The organism is Flavobacterium ardleyense (genome assembly GCF_042686085.1).
Classification (GTDB): Bacteria; Bacteroidota; Bacteroidia; order Flavobacteriales; family Flavobacteriaceae; genus Flavobacterium; species Flavobacterium ardleyense.
In genome coordinates, this window is the sequence record NZ_JBHUOL010000012.1 from 642,518 (window position 1) to 665,408 (window position 22,891).

Genomic DNA, 22,891 nt, shown 5'->3' on the forward strand with positions numbered 1-22,891 from the left:
AAATGTTTTACTTTTGCGTAACATTTTTAATTAAAAGGTCTTTCAAACAACACAATATGGATAGGTTTTCCTTTTTAAACGCAGCACATACAGCATTTTTCGCAGATTTGTATGAACAATATCTTCAAAACCCAGATAGCGTAGAGCCAAGCTGGAGAAGTTTTTTTCAAGGATTTGATTTCGGACAAGCCAATTATGGTTCTGAAGAAGTAGGACAACAAGTAGCTTATATTGCCTCTGGTGATTCGGCTGAAGTTTCTGAAAAAATGCAAAAAGAATTCAATGTTCTTAAATTAATTGAAGGATATAGAACTCGAGGACATTTGTTTACCAAAACAAATCCAGTAAGAGACCGAAGAGTTCACGGACCAGCTTTAACCTTGGAAAACTTCGGATTATCACAATCTGATTTAAATACGGTTTTTGATTCCGCAAAAATGGTGAATATGCAACCAAGTACTTTGGCAGCTATCATCAAGCATTTAGACCGCGTTTATTGCGAGTCAATCGGTGTTGAATTTGCTTATATCCGTGATGAAAAAGCGCAAGAATGGATTAACAATAGATTATATATAAACGATAATCACCCTTCTTTTTCTTCAGATCAGAAGAAAAATATTCTTAAAAAATTAAACGAAGCAGTTTCTTTTGAAACTTTCTTACATACCAAATATGTTGGTCAAAAGCGTTTTTCATTAGAAGGATGTGAGGCTGCAATTCCTGCTTTAGATGCATTAGTAGAAGCTGCTGCAGAAAAAGGAGTGGAGCAATTCATAATGGGAATGGCACATAGAGGTCGTTTGAATGTTTTAGCGAATATCTTTGGTAAAAACACTCAAAACATCTTCTCTGAATTCGACGGAAAAGACTATGATGAAGATGCTAATTTCGATGGTGACGTTAAGTATCACTTAGGATTAACATCAGACAGAGTAACTTCTTCAGGTAAAAAAATAAATTTAAATTTAGCACCAAATCCTTCGCACTTAGAAACAGTAGGTGCCGTTATTGAAGGAATTGCTAGAGCAAAACAAGATAGAAATCATCCAGATGATTTTTCAAAAGTATTACCTATTGCCGTTCATGGTGATGCTGCAATTGCAGGTCAAGGTATTGTTTATGAAATTATTCAAATGGCAAACTTAGATGGTTATAAAACCGGTGGAACAATTCACTTAGTAATTAATAACCAAGTAGGATTTACAACAAATTATTTAGATGCTCGTTCATCTACTTATTGTACGGATATTGCAAAAGTAACAATGTCGCCAGTATTACACGTTAATGCGGATGATGCAGAAGCTGTGGTGCACGCAATGTTATTTGCTTTAGATTATCGTATGGAATTTGGCAGTGATGTATTTATTGACCTTTTAGGATATAGAAAATACGGACACAACGAAGGTGACGAACCTCGTTTCACACAGCCAATTCTTTACAAAGCGATTTCAAAACATAAAAACGCAAGAGATATTTATGCAGCGAAATTAATCGCAGAAAATGTTATTGGTGCTGATTATGTAAAAGGACTAGAAGAAGATTATAAAGCGAAGCTAGACGAAAACTTAGAAGCTTCTCGCAAGAAAGACTTAACTTTGATTTCTCCATTTATGCAAAATGTATGGGAAGGTTACAAAAAAGTTTCTGACGATGTAATGCTTCAAAAATTTGATACTACATTTGATAGCAATCAACTGACTGAAATAGCTAAAACTATAACAGAACTACCTGCTGATAAAAAATTCATTAGCAAAATCACTAAGTTAATTGGTGATCGAAAAAATATGGTTGAAACCAATAAGTTAGACTGGGCAATGGGCGAATTATTAGCTTATGGTTCATTAATTTCTGAAGGTTTTGACGTGCGTATTTCAGGACAAGATGTGGAAAGAGGAACATTCTCTCACCGTCATGCTGTGATTAAAGTAGAGGATTCAGAAGAAGAAGTAATTCTTTTAGATAATGTAAAAAATAAAAAAGGAAACTTCCATATTTATAATTCACACCTTTCAGAATATGGAGTTTTAGGCTTTGAATATGGATATGCATTAGCATCGCCAAAAACCTTGGTAATTTGGGAAGCACAGTTTGGAGATTTCTCTAACGGTGCTCAGATTATGATCGACCAATATATTTCTGCAGGCGAAGACAAGTGGAACAACCAAAACGGATTGGTAATGTTATTGCCTCATGGTTATGAAAACCAAGGAGCAGAACATTCATCAGGTCGCATGGAGCGTTATTTACAAAGTTGTGCAAAACACAATATGTATATCGCTGATGTAACTTCCCCAGCTAACTTCTTCCACTTAATGAGAAGACAGTTAAAAACAGAGTTCCGTAAGCCATTAGTAGTTTTCTCTCCAAAAAGTTTATTACGTCATCCAGATGTTGTATCTTCAATGGATGATTTAGCAAATGGACAATTCCAAGAAGTAATCGATGATCCGAAGATGGCTGATAAAAAAGCAATAAAATCATTGGTGTTCTGTACTGGAAAAGTATATTTCGATATTATTGCTGAAAGAGAAGTATTAGGAAGAAATGACGTTGCGGTTGTTCGTTTAGAGCAATTGTTCCCATTAGCAGTAGATCAAATCAAAGAAATTATAGCAAATTATCCAAATGTGGATGATTATGTATGGGCACAAGAAGAGCCTAAGAATATGGGAGCTTATAGCTATATGTTAATGAATTTTGATTTAGTAAAATTACGTTTAGCTTCGCCAAAAGCATATAGTGCTCCAGCGGCAGGAAGTTATGAACGTTCTAAAAAACGTCAGAAAAATGCAATAGCAATGGTTTTTGATAGAACATTATTTCAATAAAACAACAACTCAAACATTACCCGAAGCTAGTCTAAGGGTAAACTTTTTAAACTAAAAAGATATGATTTTAGAAATGAAAGTTCCTTCTCCAGGGGAATCAATTAAGGAAGTAGAAATTGCTACGTGGTTAGTGAAAGATGGTGATTATGTAGAGAAAGACCAAGCAATTGCTGAGGTTGATTCTGACAAAGCAACATTAGAATTACCCGCAGAAGCAAGCGGAATTATTACATTAAAAGCAGAAGAAGGTGATGCAGTAGCAGTTGGTGCAGTTGTTTGTTTAATCGACACAGCAGCAGCGAAACCAGCAGGTGGAACAGCTCCTGCTAAAGAAGAAGCAAAAGTGGCGGAAGCGCCAAAGGCAGAAGCTCCAAAAGCGGCTCCAGTAGCAGAAAAAACATATGCTTCGCAAGCGCCCTCTCCAGCAGCTAGAAAAATATTAGACGAAAAAAACATCCAGCCTTCAGAAATTGTAGGAACTGGAAAATCAGGAAGAATCACTAAAGATGACGCTGTAAATGCAGTTCCTTCAATGGGAACGCCAACAGGCGGAAGTCGTGGTTCTGAAAGAACAAAATTATCAATGTTGCGTAGAAAAGTAGCTGAACGTTTAGTGGCTGCTAAAAACGAAACGGCAATGTTAACAACTTTTAACGAAGTTAATATGACGCCAATCAACATGATTCGTAATCAATACAAAGACGAATTCAAAGCAAAACACAATGGTGTTGGTTTAGGATATATGTCTTTCTTTACAAAAGCAGTAACAAGAGCTTTACAATTATATCCAGATGTAAATTCAATGATGGATGGTGATTATAAAATAGCTTATGATTTTGCCGACATTTCAATCGCGGTTTCAGGACCAAAAGGATTGATGGTTCCTGTTGTTCGTAATGCTGAAAACTTAACGTTTAGAGGTGTTGAAGCAGAAATCAAAAGATTAGCAATTAGAGCTCGTGATGGTCAAATTACGGTTGATGATATGACAGGTGGAACCTTTACTATCACAAATGGTGGTGTTTTCGGATCTATGTTATCTACTCCAATTATTAATCCACCTCAATCTGGGATTTTAGGAATGCACAATATTATTGAGCGTCCAATCGCAGTAAATGGAAAAGTTGAAATTCACCCAATGATGTATGTGGCTTTATCCTATGACCACAGAATTATTGACGGTCGTGAGTCTGTTGGTTTCTTAGTGGCTGTGAAAGAAGCATTAGAAAATCCAATGGAACTTTTATTAGACAACAATCCTAAGAAAGCTTTAGAATTATAAAAGCAGCATTGTCATTCTGAATTTATTTCAGAATCTAAATAAAAAAATCCCAAATCCCAATATGGAGTTTGGGATTTTTCGTTTCTTTGTGTTCCCAAAAATTTTTTATGCAAAAATCTAAAAAACAAGCAGCAGTAGGTTTCATCTTTATAACAATGCTGATTGATATTATCGGATGGGGAATTATTATTCCGGTGATCCCAAGTTTAATCAAAGAACTAATTCATAGCGATATTAGCGAAGCAGCGAAATATGGTGGCTGGTTGACATTTTCTTACGCGATTACTCAATTTGTTTTTGCACCAATCGTTGGGAATCTAAGTGATAAATTTGGACGAAGACCTATTTTATTAGTCTCTTTATTTGTATTCTCATTAGATTATATGTTATTAGCTTTTGCACCTACCATCACTTGGTTATTCATTGGTAGAATCTTAGCCGGAATTACTGGAGCGAGTATCACCACAGCATCTGCTTATATTGCAGATATTAGTACTTCGGAAAACAGAGCGAAGAACTTTGGGTTGATTGGCGCTGCTTTTGGACTAGGATTTATTATTGGACCTGTAATTGGGGGTTTATTAGGCCAATATGGATCAAGAGTTCCATTTTATGCGGCAGCAGTTTTATGCATGCTAAATTTCTTATATGGTTATTTCATTTTACCAGAATCGTTAGACAAAGAAAATCGTAGAAATTTTGAATGGAAACGTGCAAATCCTATCGGAGCATTTCTGCATTTGAAAAAATATCCGAATTTAATCGGACTAATTATTGCCATTTTTATTTTGTACGTGGGTTCTCACGCCGTGCAAAGTAACTGGAGTTTTTATACCATGTATCGTTTCAATTGGGATGAAAGAATGGTAGGGATTTCATTGGGAATTATCGGATTATTAGTTGGTCTTGTACAGGGTGTTTTAATTCGATGGATTAATCCAAAAATCGGAAATATAAAAAGCATTTATGTAGGACTTTCACTTTATACGGTGGGAATGTTTTTATTTGCTTTCGCGTCAGAAAGTTGGATGATATTCCTGTTTTTAATACCCTATTGTCTAGGAGGAATTGCGGGTCCAGCCTTGCAAGCCGTAGTTTCAGAAAATGTAAAACCATCAGAACAAGGAGAGATTCAAGGAACTTTAGCAAGTTTAATGAGTGCTTCGGCAATTATTGGTCCGCCAATGATGGCTTATGTGTTTTATTTTTTTACGCATGACGATGCTCCTTTTAAATTTCCAGGAGCTCCATTTGTTTTAGGTGGAACTTTAATGTTAGTCAGCACAGTTTTGGCTTATCGAACTTTAAGAAAAAACCATCGTAAATAATTAAAATTATTTCAAATACAAGTATTGACTGCTATAATCAATAATAGCTTCTCCTTTTAAAAGTATATCAGCACCAATTATTCCATCAACAGGTTTGGTTTTATATTGTTTAAGCGCTTCGTTAACATGACTCATATCAAAAACGATAAGATGAAACTTGTCGTCTTTCCAGCGTCCGAGTTGAATTTCATTGTTTTTAGCTAACCGCGTTTCCATTCCTGTTGCACCAGCTCCAGCCGCTTTTGTGTCGGAAAATTCAGCATTCAGTAAAAACCGTTCAATACTTTCGAAACCTGCACAACTGGTACTAGCACCGGTATCTAAAATAAATTTCCCTTTTACGCCATTTATTTTAGCTATAATTAGTAAATGCTGGGTTTTTAATACCTGGAATTTTATTTTTTTATATTTTTTTTCCTTTAAAAAGTCTTGAAGTTCTTCCATAAATCAAAAATAGAATAATAATTGCGATAAGTCCAAAAATCAGATAATAAAGATTGTAGTTTTCGTCGGAATCAACTGCGCCATAATATACAAAAGCACTCCAATAATAAGGAGATTTTTTAGCATTTACAATGTCCGAATTCTCTAAATACGCTATTTTTGAATTGTAATTGGCTTCAAAAAAGGAATCGCTTTCTGCATAATCTTCATAGAAATTCGTCATCAATTGGGCGGAAGCATAATCGTTAATTTTCCATAAACTAAACAAAATATTCTCGGCACCCACATATTGAAAAGCTCTAGCAATACTCATTGCACCTTCTCCTTTTTGCAGTTTTCCAATTCCGGTTTCGCAAGCACTCAAAACAACCAGTTGCGGATGACAATCTTGTAAAGCATACAATTCGTTCAGCAACATTAAATCATCATAAAAAACCAAAGTTGCTGGTTCCGAGAAAGAACCACTTGTTCCATGCGTCGATAAATGAAGAATACTAAATTGACTAGAATTTTTTAAGAAGTTGGCTTTCGTAGCCTTTTCGTTCATAAATAATTTCGCCTTAAACGGAATTAATGCTTTTGCTTCTTGTTTAGAATATAGTAATTCGGCATTGCTGTTTTCGAAAACCGGAAAAAATCCAACGATAGTATTTTGCTTTTCTTTTGGTGTGTTTTTGATGTAAAAAGTAGCGTTGGTTTGATAAGCCAATTTATTTTGACGGACCAAAAAAGGAATTTCAGTATAGTTTTTTGAAGTAGTTTTTTGCGTTACTAAAGCATCAAAAGCGACAAAATTGAGTAAACCATCAGGAATGATAATGGTATTTTTGTTCTTTTCTAAATCCGAAAAATGCAAAGCATCAAACAATTCGAAACTCGTTTTAGTAAACAACTGGATATTGTTATTAATAAGCGAAGCATCATCAAAAAAGTGAATGAAGCTTTTTAGGTTCTCAGCAAATTTACCTTCTAATTTTATCTGGTTCCAAACCATTTTATTGTCAGAAACTTGAAACTGATAAACCGATTGATTTCCCCAAAAGAAATATACCAATTGGGCTTTGTCCTTTTTAATTTTAGAATACAATTCGGAAATAGAAAGCTCTTTTTCAATCTCCGTTTTGAATTGCTTCTGAATTTTCTCGTTGCAATTTTTCAATTCAATCGTTATAGCAGCTAATTTTGAATTGATATTTTCAATTTCATTCGGGTTTTCACCTGTAATTTGTAAACGGATTAGCTGATTGATTAGCGTTTCTTGCTGACCAATCAATTGCTTTTGAAGTTGTAAATCTTTATTTTTTGGATGTAATTCTGCTAATGTTTTTAAATTGGATTGTTCTTTTAGAATTACGTTTGTACTTCTTTCGGCATACAAAAAAGCTTTATCGATGTAGGAATTGTCTCTTGTTTTTTGATAAGTAATCCAGAAAGTGTTCAAACATTGTTCGGTACGTTTTCGATCTTCAAATTGTTGAATAATTAGCGATTCCTGAGAAACAAGGTTTTCTTTTATCAAATCACTAACATAAAAACTCAAATCATAATAGTCGATTTTCTGTTTTGAGTTGGTTTCAATTTCGGCTAAAGCATCAAATATCGTCAAAAATGTATTTTCGGGATATAAACTAGTTTTTTTGGGTAAACCCGAATTTTTTTCTAGTGGTAATAAGGTTTTTAAAGCTTGATTCAAGAGTTTTCTTTCCGAATTTAAATCATTCTTAAAGCGATAAATCGAAGCTTCTTCCACATATAATTTTGCCACATCACGAGCTGAGAAGTTTTTGGATTTGAAAAATGAAACTTTTGCTTTCGCGAAATAACTTATCGCTTCGGTAAAATTATTATTTTGAAGAGCTAAAAAAGATTTGGTTTTTAAACTTTGATAATCATTCGAATCAGTTTGGCTTTGAATTAATGAATTCGCATTGGAATAATTCTTTAAACCAATATAATTCACGCTAAGTTCTTCTTTAATTTTTTTATTTTGAAGCGAAGTAACTTCTTTGTTTTTCGATGCTTTTTGAAGTAAATCAATCGCTGTTTGATGGTTGCCAATGCTTTTGTAAACAATTGATAAATTAATATAACCTGAAATTATAGTCGCTTGATCTTTTTGTTTTTCGGCAATGAAAATATATTTTTTAATGATATTTTCGGCTAAAGTATAATTTCCGGTTTTCGTATATAATGTGCCTAGTGGTTTTAAGCAATATTCAATAATGTCGTAATTGGAAAGTTTATTCGTATCGTATAATTTCCAAGCTTTTTCATAAGATGAAATGGCATTTTTCTGTAGGTTATTATTCATTTCGAACGAACCTTTGTTACAGTTCAATATTACTAAAGCTAGCTTTTCGTCTGGTGATTTTACTTGTTTCGAAAATTCGTTTTCTTTCAAATTCAATAAAATAAAAGCCGATTTCGAAGGATTCGCAACAAATGCATCAACCGCATCATAAATTTGGTCTTCTAAAGTTTGGGATGAAACTATAGAAGTGAAAAAGAAAACTAGAAAAAGTAATTTAAAATTTCCAAATCGCATAAAACTGCCACGAATCAAAATCGTTTTTAAAGTTTTTATAATATCGAACGCCTAAACTTGGACCAATTCGTGCAAATCCAAAGGTTACATCCGCAAATAATTGGGTTTGCACTTCTGATTTTTCTGTGGTTGAACTATTAGCTTCTTTTTTCAATGGTACAATTTCTTCACCAGGACGAAAACCAGTTGACTTATAATATTGAAATGTCTCTGTTGACACTACTTTTGAAGAAACTACCGTTGATATTTGTGGTCCAAATCCCACACCAATGTTATTATTTATGTTGTATCGAATTGAAATAGGAACAACTTCGGTAACGATTCTACTAACTTCGCTCGATGTCGATTTTCTCTGGAAACCAATATCAATAACATCGCCATTTGGATCTTGATAGGGTGGATTAAATTGATATTCTGTAAAATCGGAAGTTGTGGAATTGCCGTTATAATTTAGTTTGTTGAAATAAAGTTCGGATTGCCAGTACCAGCGATAGGATTTGAAAGGCGAAACAGTGGCGCCCACAAAATAACTTTTGGCATGATCTAATTTTGGAAAATAATTGTATCCCGTTTTAGCGCCAATAGAAATTCCAGGATTAAATCGGGTAACCGAATAATTTGTAATAATTGGATCGTTTTTGTCAAAAATAATTGCTGTTCGACTCTTGGTTTTTATCTTATGGAAATCTTCACCGAATTTCAAACTATAAGCAACAAAACCTTTAGTAGAATCTTTTTCGGTAACATTTTTTTGTTCACTTCCGGGAATATAAATATTCTTAAAAGTAAAAATAATTTGTTTTGAATTCACAATCGTGTCTAAACAACTGTAGCGTACTTCCTCATTTTTGGGACAAATTGGACATTCAGGATATTGTTTTTCTATTTTGAGGGTTGTTTTGTTAAACATATCAGGAACATCGGTTTCCAAGCGAATCATTCGTGCCGGACCTTCACCATTATTTTGAAAACGAGTTTTGAATTTCACTCTTTTAAATCGGACCAAGCGGTAATTGATAAATAAACCATTAGTCGACATTTTATTTGGATCGTGAGAAGTCACAATCTCCATCTCCATATCTTTTACTTTGTGATTTTCATAATTAGAATTCGGAACATAAATACTTCGTACTTTTAAAATAGCACTTGTATCTTTTATCATTTCCGGAGTAGTTTTTAGCGTGAAAAAGATTGTACGTTGTTCATTCGGACTCATATTGTTGAACGTAATCGTTTTTCCTTTTTTGAATTTTTGTTTAGCCTCTTCTAGAGAAATTGCCAGGTTTTTTCTTGAAGTAGTATCTTGAAAATTTTTAGTTGAATAAACTAAATTTTCAACAGAAGCATATGAAGAACTGTTGGGTTCAAAATTTTCATTGTACACCAAATCGCTTGCCATTTCTTCAATGGTTTCGTCGTTATAATTTCGAGTTTCAATCAAATTGAAGTTGTCGTTTTTGAATTCTTTTTCATTGTAATAGAAATATATTTTTCCATTGGCAACGTAATTTTTATCATTTTTGTAGCTCAAAATCACTACAAAATCTTCATTTGGTAATGGTTCTCTGTTTCTTTTTAAAACAATGTTATCATCCATAGACTGAATTTCATTTTCAGAAGTATCAGCTTTGTCATTTGTTTTGACTTTTTGTGGTCGAGTAGTAGGTGTTTTTCCGGAATCATAATTGTTGGTTGCCCATAATTTTACTTCATATTCACCTGGTTTTTTGTAAGTGTGTTTTGGTTCGTCTTTTGTAGAATAATTACCGTCGCCCATTTCCCAATAATAACTATAAAATGCTTTTGGAGCACCAGCAATTTGATTTAATTCTGGTTTGTCAGATTTAAAAATAAAGGTATTGTTGTTTTGAACTGGAAGTATTTTTGCGACACGAGTAGTGGTGTCTTTTGCAATAGTTTGCGAAAAAATAATACTAGAAGACATTAAAAGTAATGTTATGAAGATATTTTTCGGCATAATTAATTTTTTAGAAACATTAAATATAAGAAAAAGTGATGAACAAATCATCACTTTTCCAGTAAACATATTCATAGCAATATTATGGTAGAGCATTTATAGCTGCTATTAGTTGGGCTTCTGAACCTACAACGGTTTCAGACAAAGTAAAGTTATAAACCGCATTATCAGAAATTGTAACTGATTTTATGGCATAACGCCATTGACCATTGTCCTCACTTGCAAAAATGATATGACATGGTAAACCAACAGGGATTTGACCATAATGTTCTGAGAATAATTTTGTCGTGGCACTATAAGTATCTAATTTAGCTAATGCATTTCCTTCTCCGTCATAGTGAAGATAAACTGCGCTGTTGTCGTAATTATATCCGGCAGGAACGCTTGCTAAGATTTGAGTTTTTGGTCCGGAAAAATCATAAAATTTATCTACGTTTGTCCAGCCGAAGCTATTGAAAAAAGCGTAATATGTTGGGTTCCCTGCTGGTCCTTCTAAAAATAAATTATCACGTCCAGTTGCATCTTGACCTTGTTCTTCCCAAACTAAATCACCGGCAGCATTAATCGTTCCATCCCATAAAATCATATCTGGGTCTGGTGCAGTTAAATTTGCAGGAATTCTTAGATTCATGCCACAATTTAAAACCAATTGTTGGCCGTTTTGTGTTGCATTAATATAAAAAGCTCCACCTGTTATAATCATTGCCATATCACCATTTGGTAATTTTCCCATTGTAGTTTTATTGGTAACTAACATATCGCCACCGTCGAAAATCTCAATGTACTTAATATCTATTAATCCGTTTACAGGGTTGCCGTTCAAAGTAAGGCAACTTGCATTGATGTCAATTTCAACTCCATTAGCAGAATTTAAAGTCGTTGTACCATTTGCGGCAACAATTTGAAAGTTTTGCGTAGCATTATCTAGTGCAATTTCTCTTATTGAATTAAATTCCATTGCTGTTGGAGGCGTGTTCGTAACATCATTGTCGTCGTTGGAGTCGCAACTCATAAAAGTAAATGATAAAGCAAATAGCATTGCAAATATTGGTTTTGCTATATAAAGTTTGTTTAATTTAATAGTTTTCATGATTTTTTTAATTTATTTGTTATTGTATAAGTATATTAATTTAGCTGTTTTTTTGTCGCATTTAGCGCTTAATATTCTACTGCACTAAATATTTGATCTGGGTAAGATCCAAAATTATAAGTACCAGTCATAGTATTATTTAATAAAGTACCTGTAAATTGATAGCTAGTATTAGTATTCTCGGAAGAATCCATATCATACGTTAGCGTATTACCATTTAAAGACCAAGTTCCATATGTTGTATAAGTTCCAGGGGAAGAAGGTTCGTCATAGACAGTTGTTCCATCAGTGTTAAATGTAACATCTGCGTTCCAAGTTTGACCTGAGTTAGTTAATAAGAAATTCCAAGTTGAAGCATTTAAAGTAGATGTGCTAAAATTTTGATTTAATCCATAACTTGTACCCGCACTATTTGTTGCATATACTCTAAAATGATAATTTGTATTTGCAATTAAATTATTTATTGTACTTGAATAAATATTTGAAGTCTCGGTTGTTTTACTGTCATTTATCGTTGGATTACTGTTCGTACTCCAACAAACACCTCGAGCTATGACAGTGCTACCTTGGTCAGAAGTAACCTCGCCATCAATTTTAATAGAAGTATAAGTAATTGCTACATTTTCATCTGTAGTTGTACTAATTACTAAAGGAGCTTGACTTTCATTGTTGTCATCATTATCGCAACTCATAAAAGTAAATGCTAAAACAAATAGCATTGCAAATAACGGTTTTGCTACAAGGTATCTTTTTATTTGATTTGTTTTCATAATTTCTAAAATTTACTTTTTATTAATTTAATTTAAAGCCTACTCCAATTACGGGAATCGCAAAGTCATTGCTAGGTCCACCTGTTCCATAGAAACTTGTGCCTATAAGTGTAGCGTTTGGATTAAGAGCAATAGGGAATACAATTGGGGCGAAGCCTGGATGTCTGTAAAGATTTCCGATAATTTCATCTGCCGAAGTATAGGTATTTGTAAATGTGCGTCTTACTGCAATTGTATCTCCAGCGTTTAATACTAAAGGAACAGCTAAAGGTTTATATTCAATAGCGGTTTGTGAAAAGCTTAGTGTTTCAGTAACTGTCACGTTAGTCGTCATGTTTTCAACTTCCATTTCATAAGTTCCAATGTAAGCCGCTGCGTTTTGGTAACCAATGCTGCAAATTTCTCCAGAAGCATTAACAATCATTGTATATTCATGCGTTAATAAATCCATTGTTTCTTCAAGTTCATAGCCATTAGCTGTAGTAAAAACATTTGAACCTGCTAAACTCAAGTACGTTTCATCGCATACATTATTGGTTGGATCATTGTCATTGTCGCAACTTGTGAAAGAAGAAACGATTAAACATAATAGAAGTGATTTTAAAGTTTTCATAATTTTCAATTTTAAAGTTTATACTAATAGATCAACTGAACTGTACAATTGTTACCCTCTTTTTTCAGTTATTTTTTTTACGCTTTATTTGTTGAGCGTTTACACCTTTATATAAACAGTATATAATATTTGTTACCCCATAAAATCATTATTTTTTTAATTCTTTATATATTAGCTGATAATTAGACACTTTATGACATTTAAAATAGTACATCAAGATCAAATTTATATTGAAGGACTTGCGAATAACAATTCGGAGGTCATTGCACGTATATATAAAAAATTTGCTCCAAAGGTCACTTATTATATAAAGTCAAATTCTGGAAGTGAAGATCAAGCGCAAGATGTAATTCAAGAAGTTTTAATTGCTATGTATAATCAGGCTAAGACCAAAGGATTAGAATTGACCTGTCCGTTTGATGCTTATTTTTTTCTATTGTGTAAAAGAAGATGGCTTAACGAATTAAAAAAATCTTCTAATAGGGAGGTAACAATTGCGGATGAAAATGTATCTATAGACAAAGACGTTGAAAAATTAGCCATCGAAACCGAAGAGCAAGACGAACGACAATCCTTATTTGATGAAATGTTTCAAAAATTAGGAGAAAAATGTCAAGAAGTACTCAAGCTTAGTTTTGTAACAAAAACAATGGAAGAAGTGGCAAGTAAAATGAAGGTTACTTATGCTTACGTGCGAAAGAAAAAATCTATTTGCACTGGACAATTGACCCAAATGATTCAAGCGTCTAATCGGTACAAATCTTTAAAAAAATAACGCAATGCAAGAAGAATTATACATAGAGTTTGAAAAGTATCTTCTTAACGAAATGACTACTCAAGAACAATCTGAATTTGAAAATAAACTTCAAACGGATGATAGTTTTAGTGAACAATTTCAAATTTATAAAGAAACCACTCAATTTTTAAAACTCAAGTTTTCTAAAGAAGCTGGTGATTTCAAAGAAAATGTACACGTAATTGGATCAAGTCATTTCGGAAAACCAGCGAGAAGAAGATCAAAAGTAATCTCATTACAGTCAAAATGGTTTGCCGTTGCAGCAATGTTGGTTGTTTTTATGGGAGTTTGGTACTTCAACCAATCGGGCAATCCTAATTTTTCAGATTATAACAAGTATAACGAAGCCCATTTTATTGAAAGAAGCGATACTAATCAAAATTTAGTCGATGCCCAAACATTTTTTAATGCAAAAGACTATAAAAAAGCATCTCAATCGTTTGCTAAGATTGAAGATTTAACGAATCCTGAATTGCAATTGTATTATGCGATAAGTTTAATTGAATCTGATGATTATGCAAAAGCTTCGGTATTATTAAAAAACATTAGTCAAGGAAATTCCGTTTATAAAGAAGAGGCGATTTGGTGTTCGGCTTTATCTTCATTGAAACAAAAAGATTATAAAACGTGTAAAAAGCAATTGGAACTAATTTCTCAAGAATCAGAAAAATACAATCAAGCTCAAAAACTTTTAAAGGAATTGGATTAAATTGTATTTTTGCAGTTCGCAATTGCCACAATTAAAATGATACTTACCGATACCCATACCCATTTATATTCAGAAGAATTTCAAGAAGACCGTAACGAAATGATGCAAAGAGCTATCGATGCCGGTGTTTCTCGTTTTTTTGTTCCTTCCATCGATTCTAGTTATACCAATAAAATGTATGATTTGGAATCACAATATCCCGAAAATGTATTTTTAATGATGGGATTACATCCTACTTATGTCAAAGAAAATTATTTAGAGGAATTGGCACACGTTGAAAAACAACTAGATTCGAAAAAGTTCTATGCTGTTGGCGAAATCGGAATTGATTTATTTTGGGATAAAACATTCTTGAAACAGCAACAACACGCTTTTCAGCACCAAATCCAATTAGCTAAAAAACACAAATTAGCAATAAATATTCATTGTCGTGATGCATTTGACGAAGTTTTCGAGGTTTTAGAAAGCGAAAAAGCGACTGATTTGTTCGGAATTTTCCATTGTTTTACGGGTGATTTGGGTCAAGCCCAAAGAGCGATTTCGTTAGGAATGAAATTAGGAATTGGTGGAGTAGCCACATTTAAAAACGGAAAAATCGATCAATTCCTGAATCAAATTGATTTGCAACACATTGTCCTTGAGACTGATTCGCCTTATTTAGCGCCAGTTCCGAACAGAGGAAAACGTAATGAAAGCAGTTATACACTTTTAGTTGCTCAAAAATTAGCAGAAATTTATAACCTTCCGGTAGAAGAAATTGCTAGAAGAACGACTGAAAATTCAAAACAAATTTTCGGAATTTAACCTAAATTAAAGTTACAAGTCATAAATATTTTGTTCTTTTGTAGATTGTTTTAAAATTAGTATGACAAGATTCGATTCTATTCGTCCGTATTATGATTCTGAGGTTAATGAAGCATTAAAATCTTCGTTACATCATCCTATGATGAAGGCCATAATGGAATTTACATTTCCAGAAGTTGAAGAAGAAGTTTGGAAAGAACAATTGAGTAAAATAAATTCAATTAGAGAATTCCAAGTTACCTGTGTATATCAATCCCTTCAGCGTATTTTAGAAAGAAGTTCGGAAGGTTTGACTACTTCAGGTTTTGAAAAATTAGCTCCAAATACCTCATATTTATATATTTCCAATCACCGCGATATCATTTTAGATACGTCGTTGCTGAATGTTGCGCTTTATGACCACGGTTTGGTTATGACGGCTTCTGCTATTGGTGATAATTTGGTTCAAAAAGATTTTTTGCTGAAATTATCGAAATTAAATAGAAATTTTTTAGTTCAAAGAGGCTTATCGCCAAGAGAGTTATTACAAAGTTCTAAATTAATGTCGGAATACATTTACCATTTATTGGCGGAAGAAAATCGTTCTGTTTGGATTGCCCAAAGAGAAGGAAGAACTAAAGACGGTAATGATGCCACGCATCCAGGTGTGTTGAAAATGCTAGGAATGGCTTCTGATGAAAAAAGAGGAATGGACTTTTTTAAGAAATTAAAAATAGTTCCTGTTTCTATTTCCTATGAATATGATCCTACGGACGCTTTAAAAATGCCTCAGTTGTTAGCGCATTCAAAAGATGAAGTATATATTAAGGAGAAAAACGAGGATTTCATCACTTTAATGAGCGGAATTATCGGTCAGAAAAAAGGAATTCACATTCATATTGGCGATGTTTTAGATAGCGAATATGAAAAAATAATCGCAGAAACAGATAATAATAATAAGCAAGTTCAAGCTTTGGCCCAAGTAATTGATGATTCTATTTTGCAATCGTACAAATTATGGCCAACAAATTTTATTGCTTACGATATTTTATATAAAACAGATCGATTTACGCATTTATACGACGAAAAAGAGCGTCAAATTTTCGAAAGAAGATTAGAAATGCGAATTGATGTTGATAATGACACCATGAGAGAAGGGTTTTTAGCCATGTATGCTAATCCGGTGGTGAATAAATTGAAATACACAAATGATCTCTAAAGCAAATATATTACTGATCTATACTGGTGGAACCATTGGTATGGTGAAGGATTTTAAAACAGGTGCATTAATTGCATTCGACTTTAAAGAGTTGCTAAACAGAATTCCTGAATTACATCTTTTAGATTGCTCCATTGAAACTTATTCGTTTGAAGTTCCTATCGATTCATCCAACATGAACATTTCTGATTGGCAGAAAATGGCTACGGTTATAGAGGAGAATTATGATAACTTCGATGGCTTTGTAGTGCTTCATGGTTCAGATACTATGTCGTATTCTGCTTCTGCTTTAAGTTTTATGTTGGAAAATTTAGCTAAACCAGTGATTTTTACGGGTTCTCAACTGCCAATTGGCGATCTTAGAACTGATGCAAAAGAAAATCTAATTACAGCCATTCAGATTGCATCTTTGCAGAAAAATAAAAAGCCAGTTATTCAAGAAGTTGGGCTCTATTTTGAATATAAATTATATAGAGGAAATAGAACAACAAAGATAAGTGCAGAACATTTTAATGCGTTTACCTCTCCGAATTTTCCCGAATTAGCAGAATCAGGAGTGCATTTGAAAGTGAATTCTGATCTTTTATGGCAGAAAAAAGCCACTAAAAAGTTAAAAGTTCACACCGAATTTGACGATAATGTTGTAGTTTTGAAATTATTTCCAGGAATTAATCAAGTAGTTTTTAATGCTTTTTTTACTATCCCGAATTTAAAAGGAATAGTTTTAGAAACGTATGGTTCTGGAAATGCCCCTACAGAAAAGTGGTTTGTAGACACGATCGAAAAGGCGATAAATGAAAATATTCACGTAATTAATGTGACACAATGTAGCGGAGGAAGCGTGGCTATGGGGAATTATGAGACGAGTACGCAGTTGAAAAAGATTGGTGTAATCTCAGGAAAAGACATTACTACTGAAGCCGCAATTACAAAATTAATGTATTTATTAGGTCAAAAAGTGTCTGATAATGTGTTCAAAATGATATTTGAAACAGCCATTAGAGGGGAATTGACATAAAAATAACATATTTAATTTTTATACCTGAATTTTTTTACGTTATTTAGCGCCCTTAAAATATAGTGTTATTCTGATAGAGAGGTGGCCGAGCGGTCGAAGGCGCACGCCTGGAAAGCGTGTATACTTCAAAAGAGTATCGAGGGTTCGAATCCCTTTCTCTCTGCTAAATAATAATAAATTTTAAAAAAATTACAAAATTTTTATATCTTTACCCATTAACTAATTAAATTTAAGAACAAAAGCGATGAAAAGATTATTTTCTATTTTAGCAATCACTGGGCTTATGACTTTTGGAAGTGTTCAAGCTCAAGATTCAACAGCAGTAACTGCAACAGAACAAGTGGAAGAAGTAGCGGCATCAGATGATGTAGTTGCAATTTCAACAGATGACGTAGCAAAAGAAGAAGTTACGTTTACTCAAGCAATTAAGAAACGTTTTATTGAAGGAGGTCCTGCGTTCATGGGGATTGTATTATTGTGTTTAATTTTAGGATTAGCAATTGCTATCGAAAGAATCATTTACTTGAACTTATCGACTACAAACACTAAAAAATTAGTTAACGATGTAGAATCAGCTTTAAACTCTGGTGGTGTAGATGCTGCTAAAGAGGTGGCAAGAAATACTACAGGTCCAGTTGCATCTATCTTTTACCAAGGTCTAGACAGATACTCTCACGGTTTAGAATCAGCTGAAAAATCAGTTGTAGCTTACGGTGGAGTTCAAATGGGTCAATTAGAGAAAAACGTGTCTTGGATTTCATTATTCATTGCTTTGGCTCCGATGTTAGGTTTCATGGGAACGGTAATTGGAATGATTGAAGCGTTTGACCAAATTCAATCTGCAGGTTCTATGGAGCCATCATTAGTAGCAGGTGGTATTAAAGTAGCTTTATTAACTACTGTATTTGGACTTATTGTTGCTATTATCTTACAAATTTTCTATAATTACATCACGGCTAAGATTGACTCAATCGTGAATGATATGGAAGATGCATCAATTAGTTTGATTGATATCTTGTCTGATTACAGTAAAAAATAATTTTAAAATATATAACAGTTATGAATTTACACAAAGTGACTAAAATAGCAGCTGTTATTGTCGCAATACTTAGTGTGGTATTCCTTGGAGGCTTAATGGCCACAAGTAATAGCGGAGACTTAGACAACAGTTGGCTTAATCCTCTTATATACTTAGCATATGTGATTCTATCTGCTTGTTTAGTAGTAGTATTATTATTTGTATTAAAGAATTTATTTTCAAACAAAGAAAATCTAAAGAAGTCCTTAATTATGATTGGTGCTTTTGTTGGTTTACTAATTATTTCATATATTTTAGCTGATGGTACGGAAGTTAGATCAGTTACTAACGAAATAATTTCGACTGAAAGCACATCGAAATGGGTAGGGACTGGTATAATGTTGACCTCAATTCTATCTATTATTGCTATTGGCAGTGTAGTGTGGGGAATGTTTACTAAAATTAAAAAATAAACTATGGCTAGAAAAGGAAGAGGTGCACCTCCAGAAGTGAACGCAGGTTCAATGGCAGATATTGCTTTCCTACTTTTGATTTTCTTCTTGGTAACTACAACTATTGGAGTGGACCAGGGAATCAATAGACTCCTGCCGCGTTATGAACCAAATCCAACTATACCGGATATTAATGAAAGAAACATCTTAACTGTTCTAGTAAATAAGGACAATCAGTTGTTAGTCAATGAAAAAATAGTAGCATTAAAGGATTTACGTGAAACTGCTATTGCATTTATTGAAAATAACGGAGATGGAAGTTGTACTTATTGTTTAGGAAAGAAAGATCCTACTTCATCAGACAATCCTAAAGATGCTGTTATTTCATTAAATAATGATGCGCAAACATCTTATGAAACTTATATTGCTGTACAAAATGAATTAGTAGGCGCTTATAATTTTCTAAGAGATAGAGAGAGTAAGAAACGATACGGTATCGCATTTTCAGAGTTGGATTATATTTATAATGATCCAGCTTCTAAAGCGAAAGAAGGACTATTAGAAGATTTGAAACCAAAAGTGGAAAGAATACAAGAATTAGTGCCATTGAGACTTTCAGAAGCAGAACCAAAAAAGAACTAAAAAAGTTATAAACTATGTCTAAATTTAGAAAGAAAAAATCAGGTGACTTACCTGCTATTTCGACGGCCTCATTGCCAGATATCGTATTTATGCTTTTGTTTTTCTTCATGACTGCAACTACTATGAAAGACAGTGATTTGAAAATCGAAAATACGTTACCAAAAGCGAATCAAACGGCTAAGTTGCATAAGAAAGAATTCCTTATGTATATTTATGCAGGTAAGCCAAACGCTAGATATCAAGCATCATTAGGAAGCACAGACCGTATTCAATTATCGGATAAAATGGCTTCTCCTGCAGATATCAGAAATTTTATTATATCTGAGAGAGCAAATAGAGATTCACAAAATGAAAAATATTTGACTGCTTCTTTGAAGATTGATAAAAATGTTAAAATGGGTCTAGTGACTGCAATTAAATTAGAATTGCGTAAAATTGACCAATTAAAAGTGAATTATACTACTGCTCAAGGTGATCCTTTAAACAAGTAGTTTACACATAAATTTTTAAAAAGGTACGCAATAGCGTGCCTTTTTTTATTACTTTTATAAAAAAATAGTTGATGCGTTTTTTAATTGTGTTTTTTATCTTTTTTAGTAGTTTAGGATTTGCGCAATCCAGTGAGAAAGTGGTGGATTCTTTGTTTAGAGAAGATCAAATATATTTTTCTATTTCCTATAATTTTCTTCAGAATAAACCGGAAAACTTCAGTCAATATTCTTTTTCTGCAGGACTTACAACTGGAGTGCTGAGAGATTTTCCAATTTCTAAAAACAGACATTGGTCAATTGCACCTGGAATAGGTTATTCTTACAATGACCTAAAACAAAATATCGACTTTTTAGATGCGTCTTCTTCCTCATCAGATGTAATAGTTCGGAGTAAATTAACTTTGCATTATTTAGAAATGCCGTTAGAAATTAGATGGAGAAATGCTACACCGGAAAGTCATAAATTTTGGCGCATTCACACTGGTTTTAAAGTAAGTTATCTGGTTGGTGGAACATTTAGATATGAATCAAGTACAATTGGAAACGGAAGCTTTAAAGCAACAGAAATTGCCAATAGGTTTCAATATGGAGCTTATGTAGCGTTTGGATTCAACACTTGGAATCCGTACATATACTATGGTCTAAATCCTATTTTTGATAAAAATAAAACAACATTAGAAAATAATGTTACCGCATTCAATGTGGGTCTTAAGTTTTATATTCTATAACCAGAAGCGGTATAAAAATAATTGGGGAAGTAATCCGATTAGTAAACCAACAACTAATTCAGTGTAAGTATGAGCTTTCATGTACAATCGAGATGAAGCGACTAATCCCATACAAACAATACAAAAAGCGAATAAACTTACAAACGGTAATTTATAATAAACGCTAAGACCATATATAAAAGCAGTTAATGCCGTAATGCCAATCATGTGCAAACTGCATTTAAAATTGAGGAGCACAGACGTTAGCGATAGCACAGCGCTAATTAATGCACCTATGAAAAAGTAATACAGTTCAACTGTAATTTCTTTCGAAACACTAAACCTTAGTAAAACCAATAGTAAAACTGCCTGGATTGCAATTGGCATTCTACGTTCTTTTATTGGAGCTTCAGTAAATGAGGTGACTAATCCCAACGAACGGAACAAAAAATAGATAGAAAGAGGTAGCAACAATGTTATTATTGTTATCTGCACTAACATTACATAAATCTGATTTGGGTAAAAGAAATTTTGGGTAATTAAAAAGTAAAACAAAGCGCCATAGACCGAAATAAATATGGGGTGAAAAATATACGAGAAAACAGGTAATATTTTTTTTAAATCCATAATTTGCTATATTTTCTTTCTCAATCGCGCTACTGGAATATCTAATTGTTCTCTATATTTTGCAATAGTTCTTCGTGCAATAGGATAGCCTTTTTCCTTCAAGATATCTGCCAATTGATCATCTGGCAAAGGCTTCTGTTTATCTTCTTCCGAAATTACTTGTTGTAATATATTTTTAATTTCAATGGTTGAAACCTCTTCACCTTGATCGTTAGTCATTGATTCACTAAAGAATTCTTTAATCAACTTCGTGCCGTAAGGTGTGTCTACATATTTGCTGTTTGCAACACGAGAAACAGTTGAAATATCTAAGCCAACCATATCTGCAATATCTTTTAAAATCATAGGGCGAAGTTTAGTTTCTTCGCCATCTAAAAAATATTCTTCTTGGTAATGCATAATTGCATTCATAGTAACATATAAAGTTTCTTGACGCTGTTTAATTGCATCAATAAACCATTTTGCTGAATCTAATTTTTGTTTGATAAATTGAACGGCATCTTTCTGAGCAGTCGATTTATCAGAGGTGTCTTTGTAGCTTTGTAACATTTCTTGGTAATCTTTAGAAACGTGTAATTCTGGAGCGTTTCTTCCGTTTAACAATAATTCCAATTCGCCGTCGACAATTCTGATCGTAAAATCAGGAACGATATGTTCAACCATTTTCTGATTTCCGTCGAAACTTCCTCCTGGTTTAGGATTTAATTTTTCGATTTCATTGATGGCTTTCTTTAATTCTTGTTGTGTTACATCAAACTTCTGCAGTAATTTATCATAATGTTTCTTGCTGAAAGCCTCGAATTGATCGGTAATCAAATTCATAGCCAAATCAACCTCTTCCGAAGGTGTTTTGTGCTTTAATTGCAACAATAGGCATTCTTGTAGATCTCTTGCACCAACTCCAACTGGCTCTAATTCTTGTACCAATTGCAAAATACGTTCTACAGTAGGTTCATCGGTATAAATTCCTTGGGTAAAAGCTAAATCATCAACAATATCCTGAACCGTACGTCTGATATAACCCATATCGTCAATACTACCTACTAAAAACTCAGCGATAACACGTTCAGAATCATTTAAGATAAACGTATTTAACTGATTAATTAAATCTTGGTGAAAACTTACCGCTGCCGCTATCGGCATTGTTCTGTCTTCATCATCGTCGCTATAATTATTACTTTGGTATTTATAATCAGGCGTTTCATCGTTACTTAGGTATTCATCAATATTGATGTCGCCCGTATCGATTTGATCGTTATCATAATCGTCATAATCATCAGTTTCGTTTCCGAAATCATCATCGTTGTCATAATCATCCTCCGACGCACTTTCTTCCAAAGCCGGATTCTCTACTAATTCTTCCTGAAGACGCTGTTCAAAAGCTTGCGTAGGCAATTGAATTAGCTTCATCAACTGAATTTGTTGAGGCGATAATTTCTGAGATAATTTGAATTGTAAACTGTGTTTAAGCATTTTTTTTGTTTAAAGTTTGAAGTTTCAGGTTTCAAGTTGCTTAACTAAAACAACTTGAAACCTGAAACTTGAAACAAA

At 33.3% G+C, this 22,891-nt stretch carries 21 protein-coding genes and 1 tRNA gene; 14 read left to right on the forward strand and 8 right to left on the reverse strand.

Features of this window, described 5'->3' with window-relative positions; translation table 11 throughout:
• Positions 1-56: 56 nt before the first annotated feature.
• From ACFSX9_RS08625 to ACFSX9_RS08635, 3 genes are all read left to right on the forward strand, one after another.
• On the forward strand, positions 57-2,828 hold the full coding sequence (locus tag ACFSX9_RS08625) for a 2-oxoglutarate dehydrogenase E1 component (RefSeq protein ID WP_379806663.1): 2,772 nt from the start codon (positions 57-59) through the stop codon (positions 2,826-2,828).
• 61 nt (positions 2,829-2,889) lie between these two features.
• On the forward strand, positions 2,890-4,110 hold the full coding sequence (odhB, locus tag ACFSX9_RS08630) for a 2-oxoglutarate dehydrogenase complex dihydrolipoyllysine-residue succinyltransferase (protein ID WP_379806665.1): 1,221 nt from the start codon (positions 2,890-2,892) through the stop codon (positions 4,108-4,110).
• Between the two features lie 107 nt (positions 4,111-4,217).
• Positions 4,218-5,438 carry a TCR/Tet family MFS transporter gene (locus tag ACFSX9_RS08635; protein WP_379806667.1) on the forward strand — a complete coding sequence of 407 codons (1,221 nt, stop codon included), beginning with the start codon at positions 4,218-4,220 and terminating at the stop codon, positions 5,436-5,438.
• A 6-nt stretch (positions 5,439-5,444) separates the two neighbouring features.
• On the opposite strand, the gene ACFSX9_RS08640 is transcribed toward ACFSX9_RS08635, so the two are convergent.
• From ACFSX9_RS08640 to ACFSX9_RS08665, 6 genes are all read right to left on the reverse strand, one after another.
• Positions 5,445-5,882, reverse strand: a complete 438-nt coding sequence (locus ACFSX9_RS08640) for a retropepsin-like aspartic protease (protein ID WP_379806669.1) — start codon at positions 5,880-5,882, stop codon at positions 5,445-5,447.
• Positions 5,842-8,445: a CHAT domain-containing protein gene (locus ACFSX9_RS08645; RefSeq protein ID WP_379806671.1), complete on the reverse strand. Its 2,604-nt coding sequence runs from the start codon at positions 8,443-8,445 to the stop codon at positions 5,842-5,844. The genes ACFSX9_RS08640 and ACFSX9_RS08645 overlap by 41 nt, the downstream gene beginning before the upstream one ends.
• Positions 8,408-10,405 carry a PKD domain-containing protein gene (locus ACFSX9_RS08650; RefSeq protein WP_379806673.1) on the reverse strand — a complete coding sequence of 666 codons (1,998 nt, stop codon included), beginning with the start codon at positions 10,403-10,405 and terminating at the stop codon, positions 8,408-8,410. Before ACFSX9_RS08650 ends, ACFSX9_RS08645 begins: the two co-directional genes overlap by 38 nt.
• An 82-nt stretch (positions 10,406-10,487) precedes the next feature.
• A complete protein-coding gene (locus tag ACFSX9_RS08655; protein WP_379806675.1) occupies positions 10,488-11,495 on the reverse strand; it encodes a hypothetical protein in 1,008 nt (335 codons plus the stop codon).
• A gap of 68 nt (positions 11,496-11,563) precedes the next feature.
• The gene (locus ACFSX9_RS08660; protein ID WP_379806677.1) at positions 11,564-12,265 is read right to left on the reverse strand and encodes a fibronectin type III domain-containing protein; all 702 of its coding nucleotides are present in this window, start codon (positions 12,263-12,265) and stop codon (positions 11,564-11,566) included.
• Positions 12,266-12,287: 22 nt separating this feature from the next.
• A complete protein-coding gene (locus ACFSX9_RS08665) occupies positions 12,288-12,878 on the reverse strand; it encodes a hypothetical protein (protein WP_379806679.1) in 591 nt (196 codons plus the stop codon).
• Between the two features lie 193 nt (positions 12,879-13,071).
• Here ACFSX9_RS08665 and ACFSX9_RS08670 point away from each other — a divergent pair, with 193 nt between their 5' ends.
• The 11 genes from ACFSX9_RS08670 (at position 13,072) to ACFSX9_RS08720 (ending at position 20,734) form a co-directional block, all read left to right on the forward strand.
• A complete protein-coding gene (locus tag ACFSX9_RS08670) occupies positions 13,072-13,653 on the forward strand; it encodes an RNA polymerase sigma factor (protein WP_379806681.1) in 582 nt (193 codons plus the stop codon).
• Positions 13,654-13,657: 4 nt separating this feature from the next.
• Entirely contained in the window at positions 13,658-14,383 is a 726-nt protein-coding gene (locus ACFSX9_RS08675) for a tetratricopeptide repeat protein (RefSeq protein ID WP_379806683.1), read from the forward strand.
• Between the two features lie 36 nt (positions 14,384-14,419).
• Positions 14,420-15,187, forward strand: a complete 768-nt coding sequence (locus ACFSX9_RS08680) for a TatD family hydrolase (protein ID WP_379806685.1) — start codon at positions 14,420-14,422, stop codon at positions 15,185-15,187.
• A 61-nt stretch (positions 15,188-15,248) separates the two neighbouring features.
• Complete coding sequence (locus ACFSX9_RS08685) at positions 15,249-16,385, forward strand: 1-acyl-sn-glycerol-3-phosphate acyltransferase (RefSeq protein WP_379806687.1); 1,137 nt, start codon at positions 15,249-15,251, stop codon at positions 16,383-16,385.
• Positions 16,375-17,403, forward strand: coding sequence for an asparaginase (locus ACFSX9_RS08690; RefSeq protein ID WP_379806689.1), 1,029 nt, complete (start codon positions 16,375-16,377; stop codon positions 17,401-17,403). Before ACFSX9_RS08685 ends, ACFSX9_RS08690 begins: the two co-directional genes overlap by 11 nt.
• Before the next feature lie 75 nt (positions 17,404-17,478).
• Positions 17,479-17,566 (forward strand) — tRNA-Ser (locus ACFSX9_RS08695).
• 81 nt (positions 17,567-17,647) lie between these two features.
• Entirely contained in the window at positions 17,648-18,442 is a 795-nt protein-coding gene (locus tag ACFSX9_RS08700) for a MotA/TolQ/ExbB proton channel family protein (protein ID WP_379806691.1), read from the forward strand.
• A gap of 20 nt (positions 18,443-18,462) precedes the next feature.
• Complete coding sequence (locus ACFSX9_RS08705) at positions 18,463-18,894, forward strand: hypothetical protein (protein ID WP_379806693.1); 432 nt, start codon at positions 18,463-18,465, stop codon at positions 18,892-18,894.
• A gap of 3 nt (positions 18,895-18,897) precedes the next feature.
• Positions 18,898-19,515 (forward strand): ExbD/TolR family protein, encoded by a 618-nt coding sequence (locus ACFSX9_RS08710; protein WP_379806695.1) that lies wholly within the window; start codon positions 18,898-18,900, stop codon positions 19,513-19,515.
• Between the two features lie 14 nt (positions 19,516-19,529).
• Positions 19,530-20,006, forward strand: coding sequence for an ExbD/TolR family protein (locus ACFSX9_RS08715; protein WP_379806697.1), 477 nt, complete (start codon positions 19,530-19,532; stop codon positions 20,004-20,006).
• Positions 20,007-20,077: 71 nt separating this feature from the next.
• Entirely contained in the window at positions 20,078-20,734 is a 657-nt protein-coding gene (locus ACFSX9_RS08720; RefSeq protein ID WP_379806699.1) for a porin family protein, read from the forward strand.
• Here ACFSX9_RS08720 and ACFSX9_RS08725 read toward each other — a convergent pair.
• Together ACFSX9_RS08725 and rpoN are read right to left on the reverse strand one after the other, a co-directional pair.
• A complete protein-coding gene (locus ACFSX9_RS08725; protein WP_379806701.1) occupies positions 20,729-21,340 on the reverse strand; it encodes a hypothetical protein in 612 nt (203 codons plus the stop codon). The genes ACFSX9_RS08720 and ACFSX9_RS08725 overlap by 6 nt on opposite strands.
• 6 nt (positions 21,341-21,346) lie before the next feature.
• Positions 21,347-22,813 carry an RNA polymerase factor sigma-54 gene (gene rpoN / locus ACFSX9_RS08730; RefSeq protein WP_379806703.1) on the reverse strand — a complete coding sequence of 489 codons (1,467 nt, stop codon included), beginning with the start codon at positions 22,811-22,813 and terminating at the stop codon, positions 21,347-21,349.
• Positions 22,814-22,891: the final 78 nt, after the last annotated feature.

Coding starts and splice junctions, on each gene's coding strand:
- ACFSX9_RS08725 (WP_379806701.1), bottom strand. CDS start 21,340: ATGGATTTAAAAAAAATATTACCTGTTTTCTCGTATATTTTTCACCCC.
- ACFSX9_RS08655 (WP_379806675.1), bottom strand. CDS start 11,495: ATGAAAACTATTAAATTAAACAAACTTTATATAGCAAAACCAATATTT.
- ACFSX9_RS08710 (WP_379806695.1), top strand. CDS start 18,898: ATGGCTAGAAAAGGAAGAGGTGCACCTCCAGAAGTGAACGCAGGTTCA.
- ACFSX9_RS08640 (WP_379806669.1), bottom strand. CDS start 5,882: ATGGAAGAACTTCAAGACTTTTTAAAGGAAAAAAAATATAAAAAAATA.
- ACFSX9_RS08650 (WP_379806673.1), bottom strand. CDS start 10,405: ATGCCGAAAAATATCTTCATAACATTACTTTTAATGTCTTCTAGTATT.
- ACFSX9_RS08680 (WP_379806685.1), top strand. CDS start 14,420: ATGATACTTACCGATACCCATACCCATTTATATTCAGAAGAATTTCAA.
- ACFSX9_RS08670 (WP_379806681.1), top strand. CDS start 13,072: ATGACATTTAAAATAGTACATCAAGATCAAATTTATATTGAAGGACTT.
- ACFSX9_RS08635 (WP_379806667.1), top strand. CDS start 4,218: ATGCAAAAATCTAAAAAACAAGCAGCAGTAGGTTTCATCTTTATAACA.
- ACFSX9_RS08720 (WP_379806699.1), top strand. CDS start 20,078: ATGCGTTTTTTAATTGTGTTTTTTATCTTTTTTAGTAGTTTAGGATTT.
- rpoN (WP_379806703.1), bottom strand. CDS start 22,813: ATGCTTAAACACAGTTTACAATTCAAATTATCTCAGAAATTATCGCCT.
- ACFSX9_RS08660 (WP_379806677.1), bottom strand. CDS start 12,265: ATGAAAACAAATCAAATAAAAAGATACCTTGTAGCAAAACCGTTATTT.
- ACFSX9_RS08705 (WP_379806693.1), top strand. CDS start 18,463: ATGAATTTACACAAAGTGACTAAAATAGCAGCTGTTATTGTCGCAATA.
- odhB (WP_379806665.1), top strand. CDS start 2,890: ATGATTTTAGAAATGAAAGTTCCTTCTCCAGGGGAATCAATTAAGGAA.
- ACFSX9_RS08665 (WP_379806679.1), bottom strand. CDS start 12,878: ATGAAAACTTTAAAATCACTTCTATTATGTTTAATCGTTTCTTCTTTC.
- ACFSX9_RS08685 (WP_379806687.1), top strand. CDS start 15,249: ATGACAAGATTCGATTCTATTCGTCCGTATTATGATTCTGAGGTTAAT.
- ACFSX9_RS08675 (WP_379806683.1), top strand. CDS start 13,658: ATGCAAGAAGAATTATACATAGAGTTTGAAAAGTATCTTCTTAACGAA.
- ACFSX9_RS08625 (WP_379806663.1), top strand. CDS start 57: ATGGATAGGTTTTCCTTTTTAAACGCAGCACATACAGCATTTTTCGCA.
- ACFSX9_RS08690 (WP_379806689.1), top strand. CDS start 16,375: ATGATCTCTAAAGCAAATATATTACTGATCTATACTGGTGGAACCATT.
- ACFSX9_RS08700 (WP_379806691.1), top strand. CDS start 17,648: ATGAAAAGATTATTTTCTATTTTAGCAATCACTGGGCTTATGACTTTT.
- ACFSX9_RS08715 (WP_379806697.1), top strand. CDS start 19,530: ATGTCTAAATTTAGAAAGAAAAAATCAGGTGACTTACCTGCTATTTCG.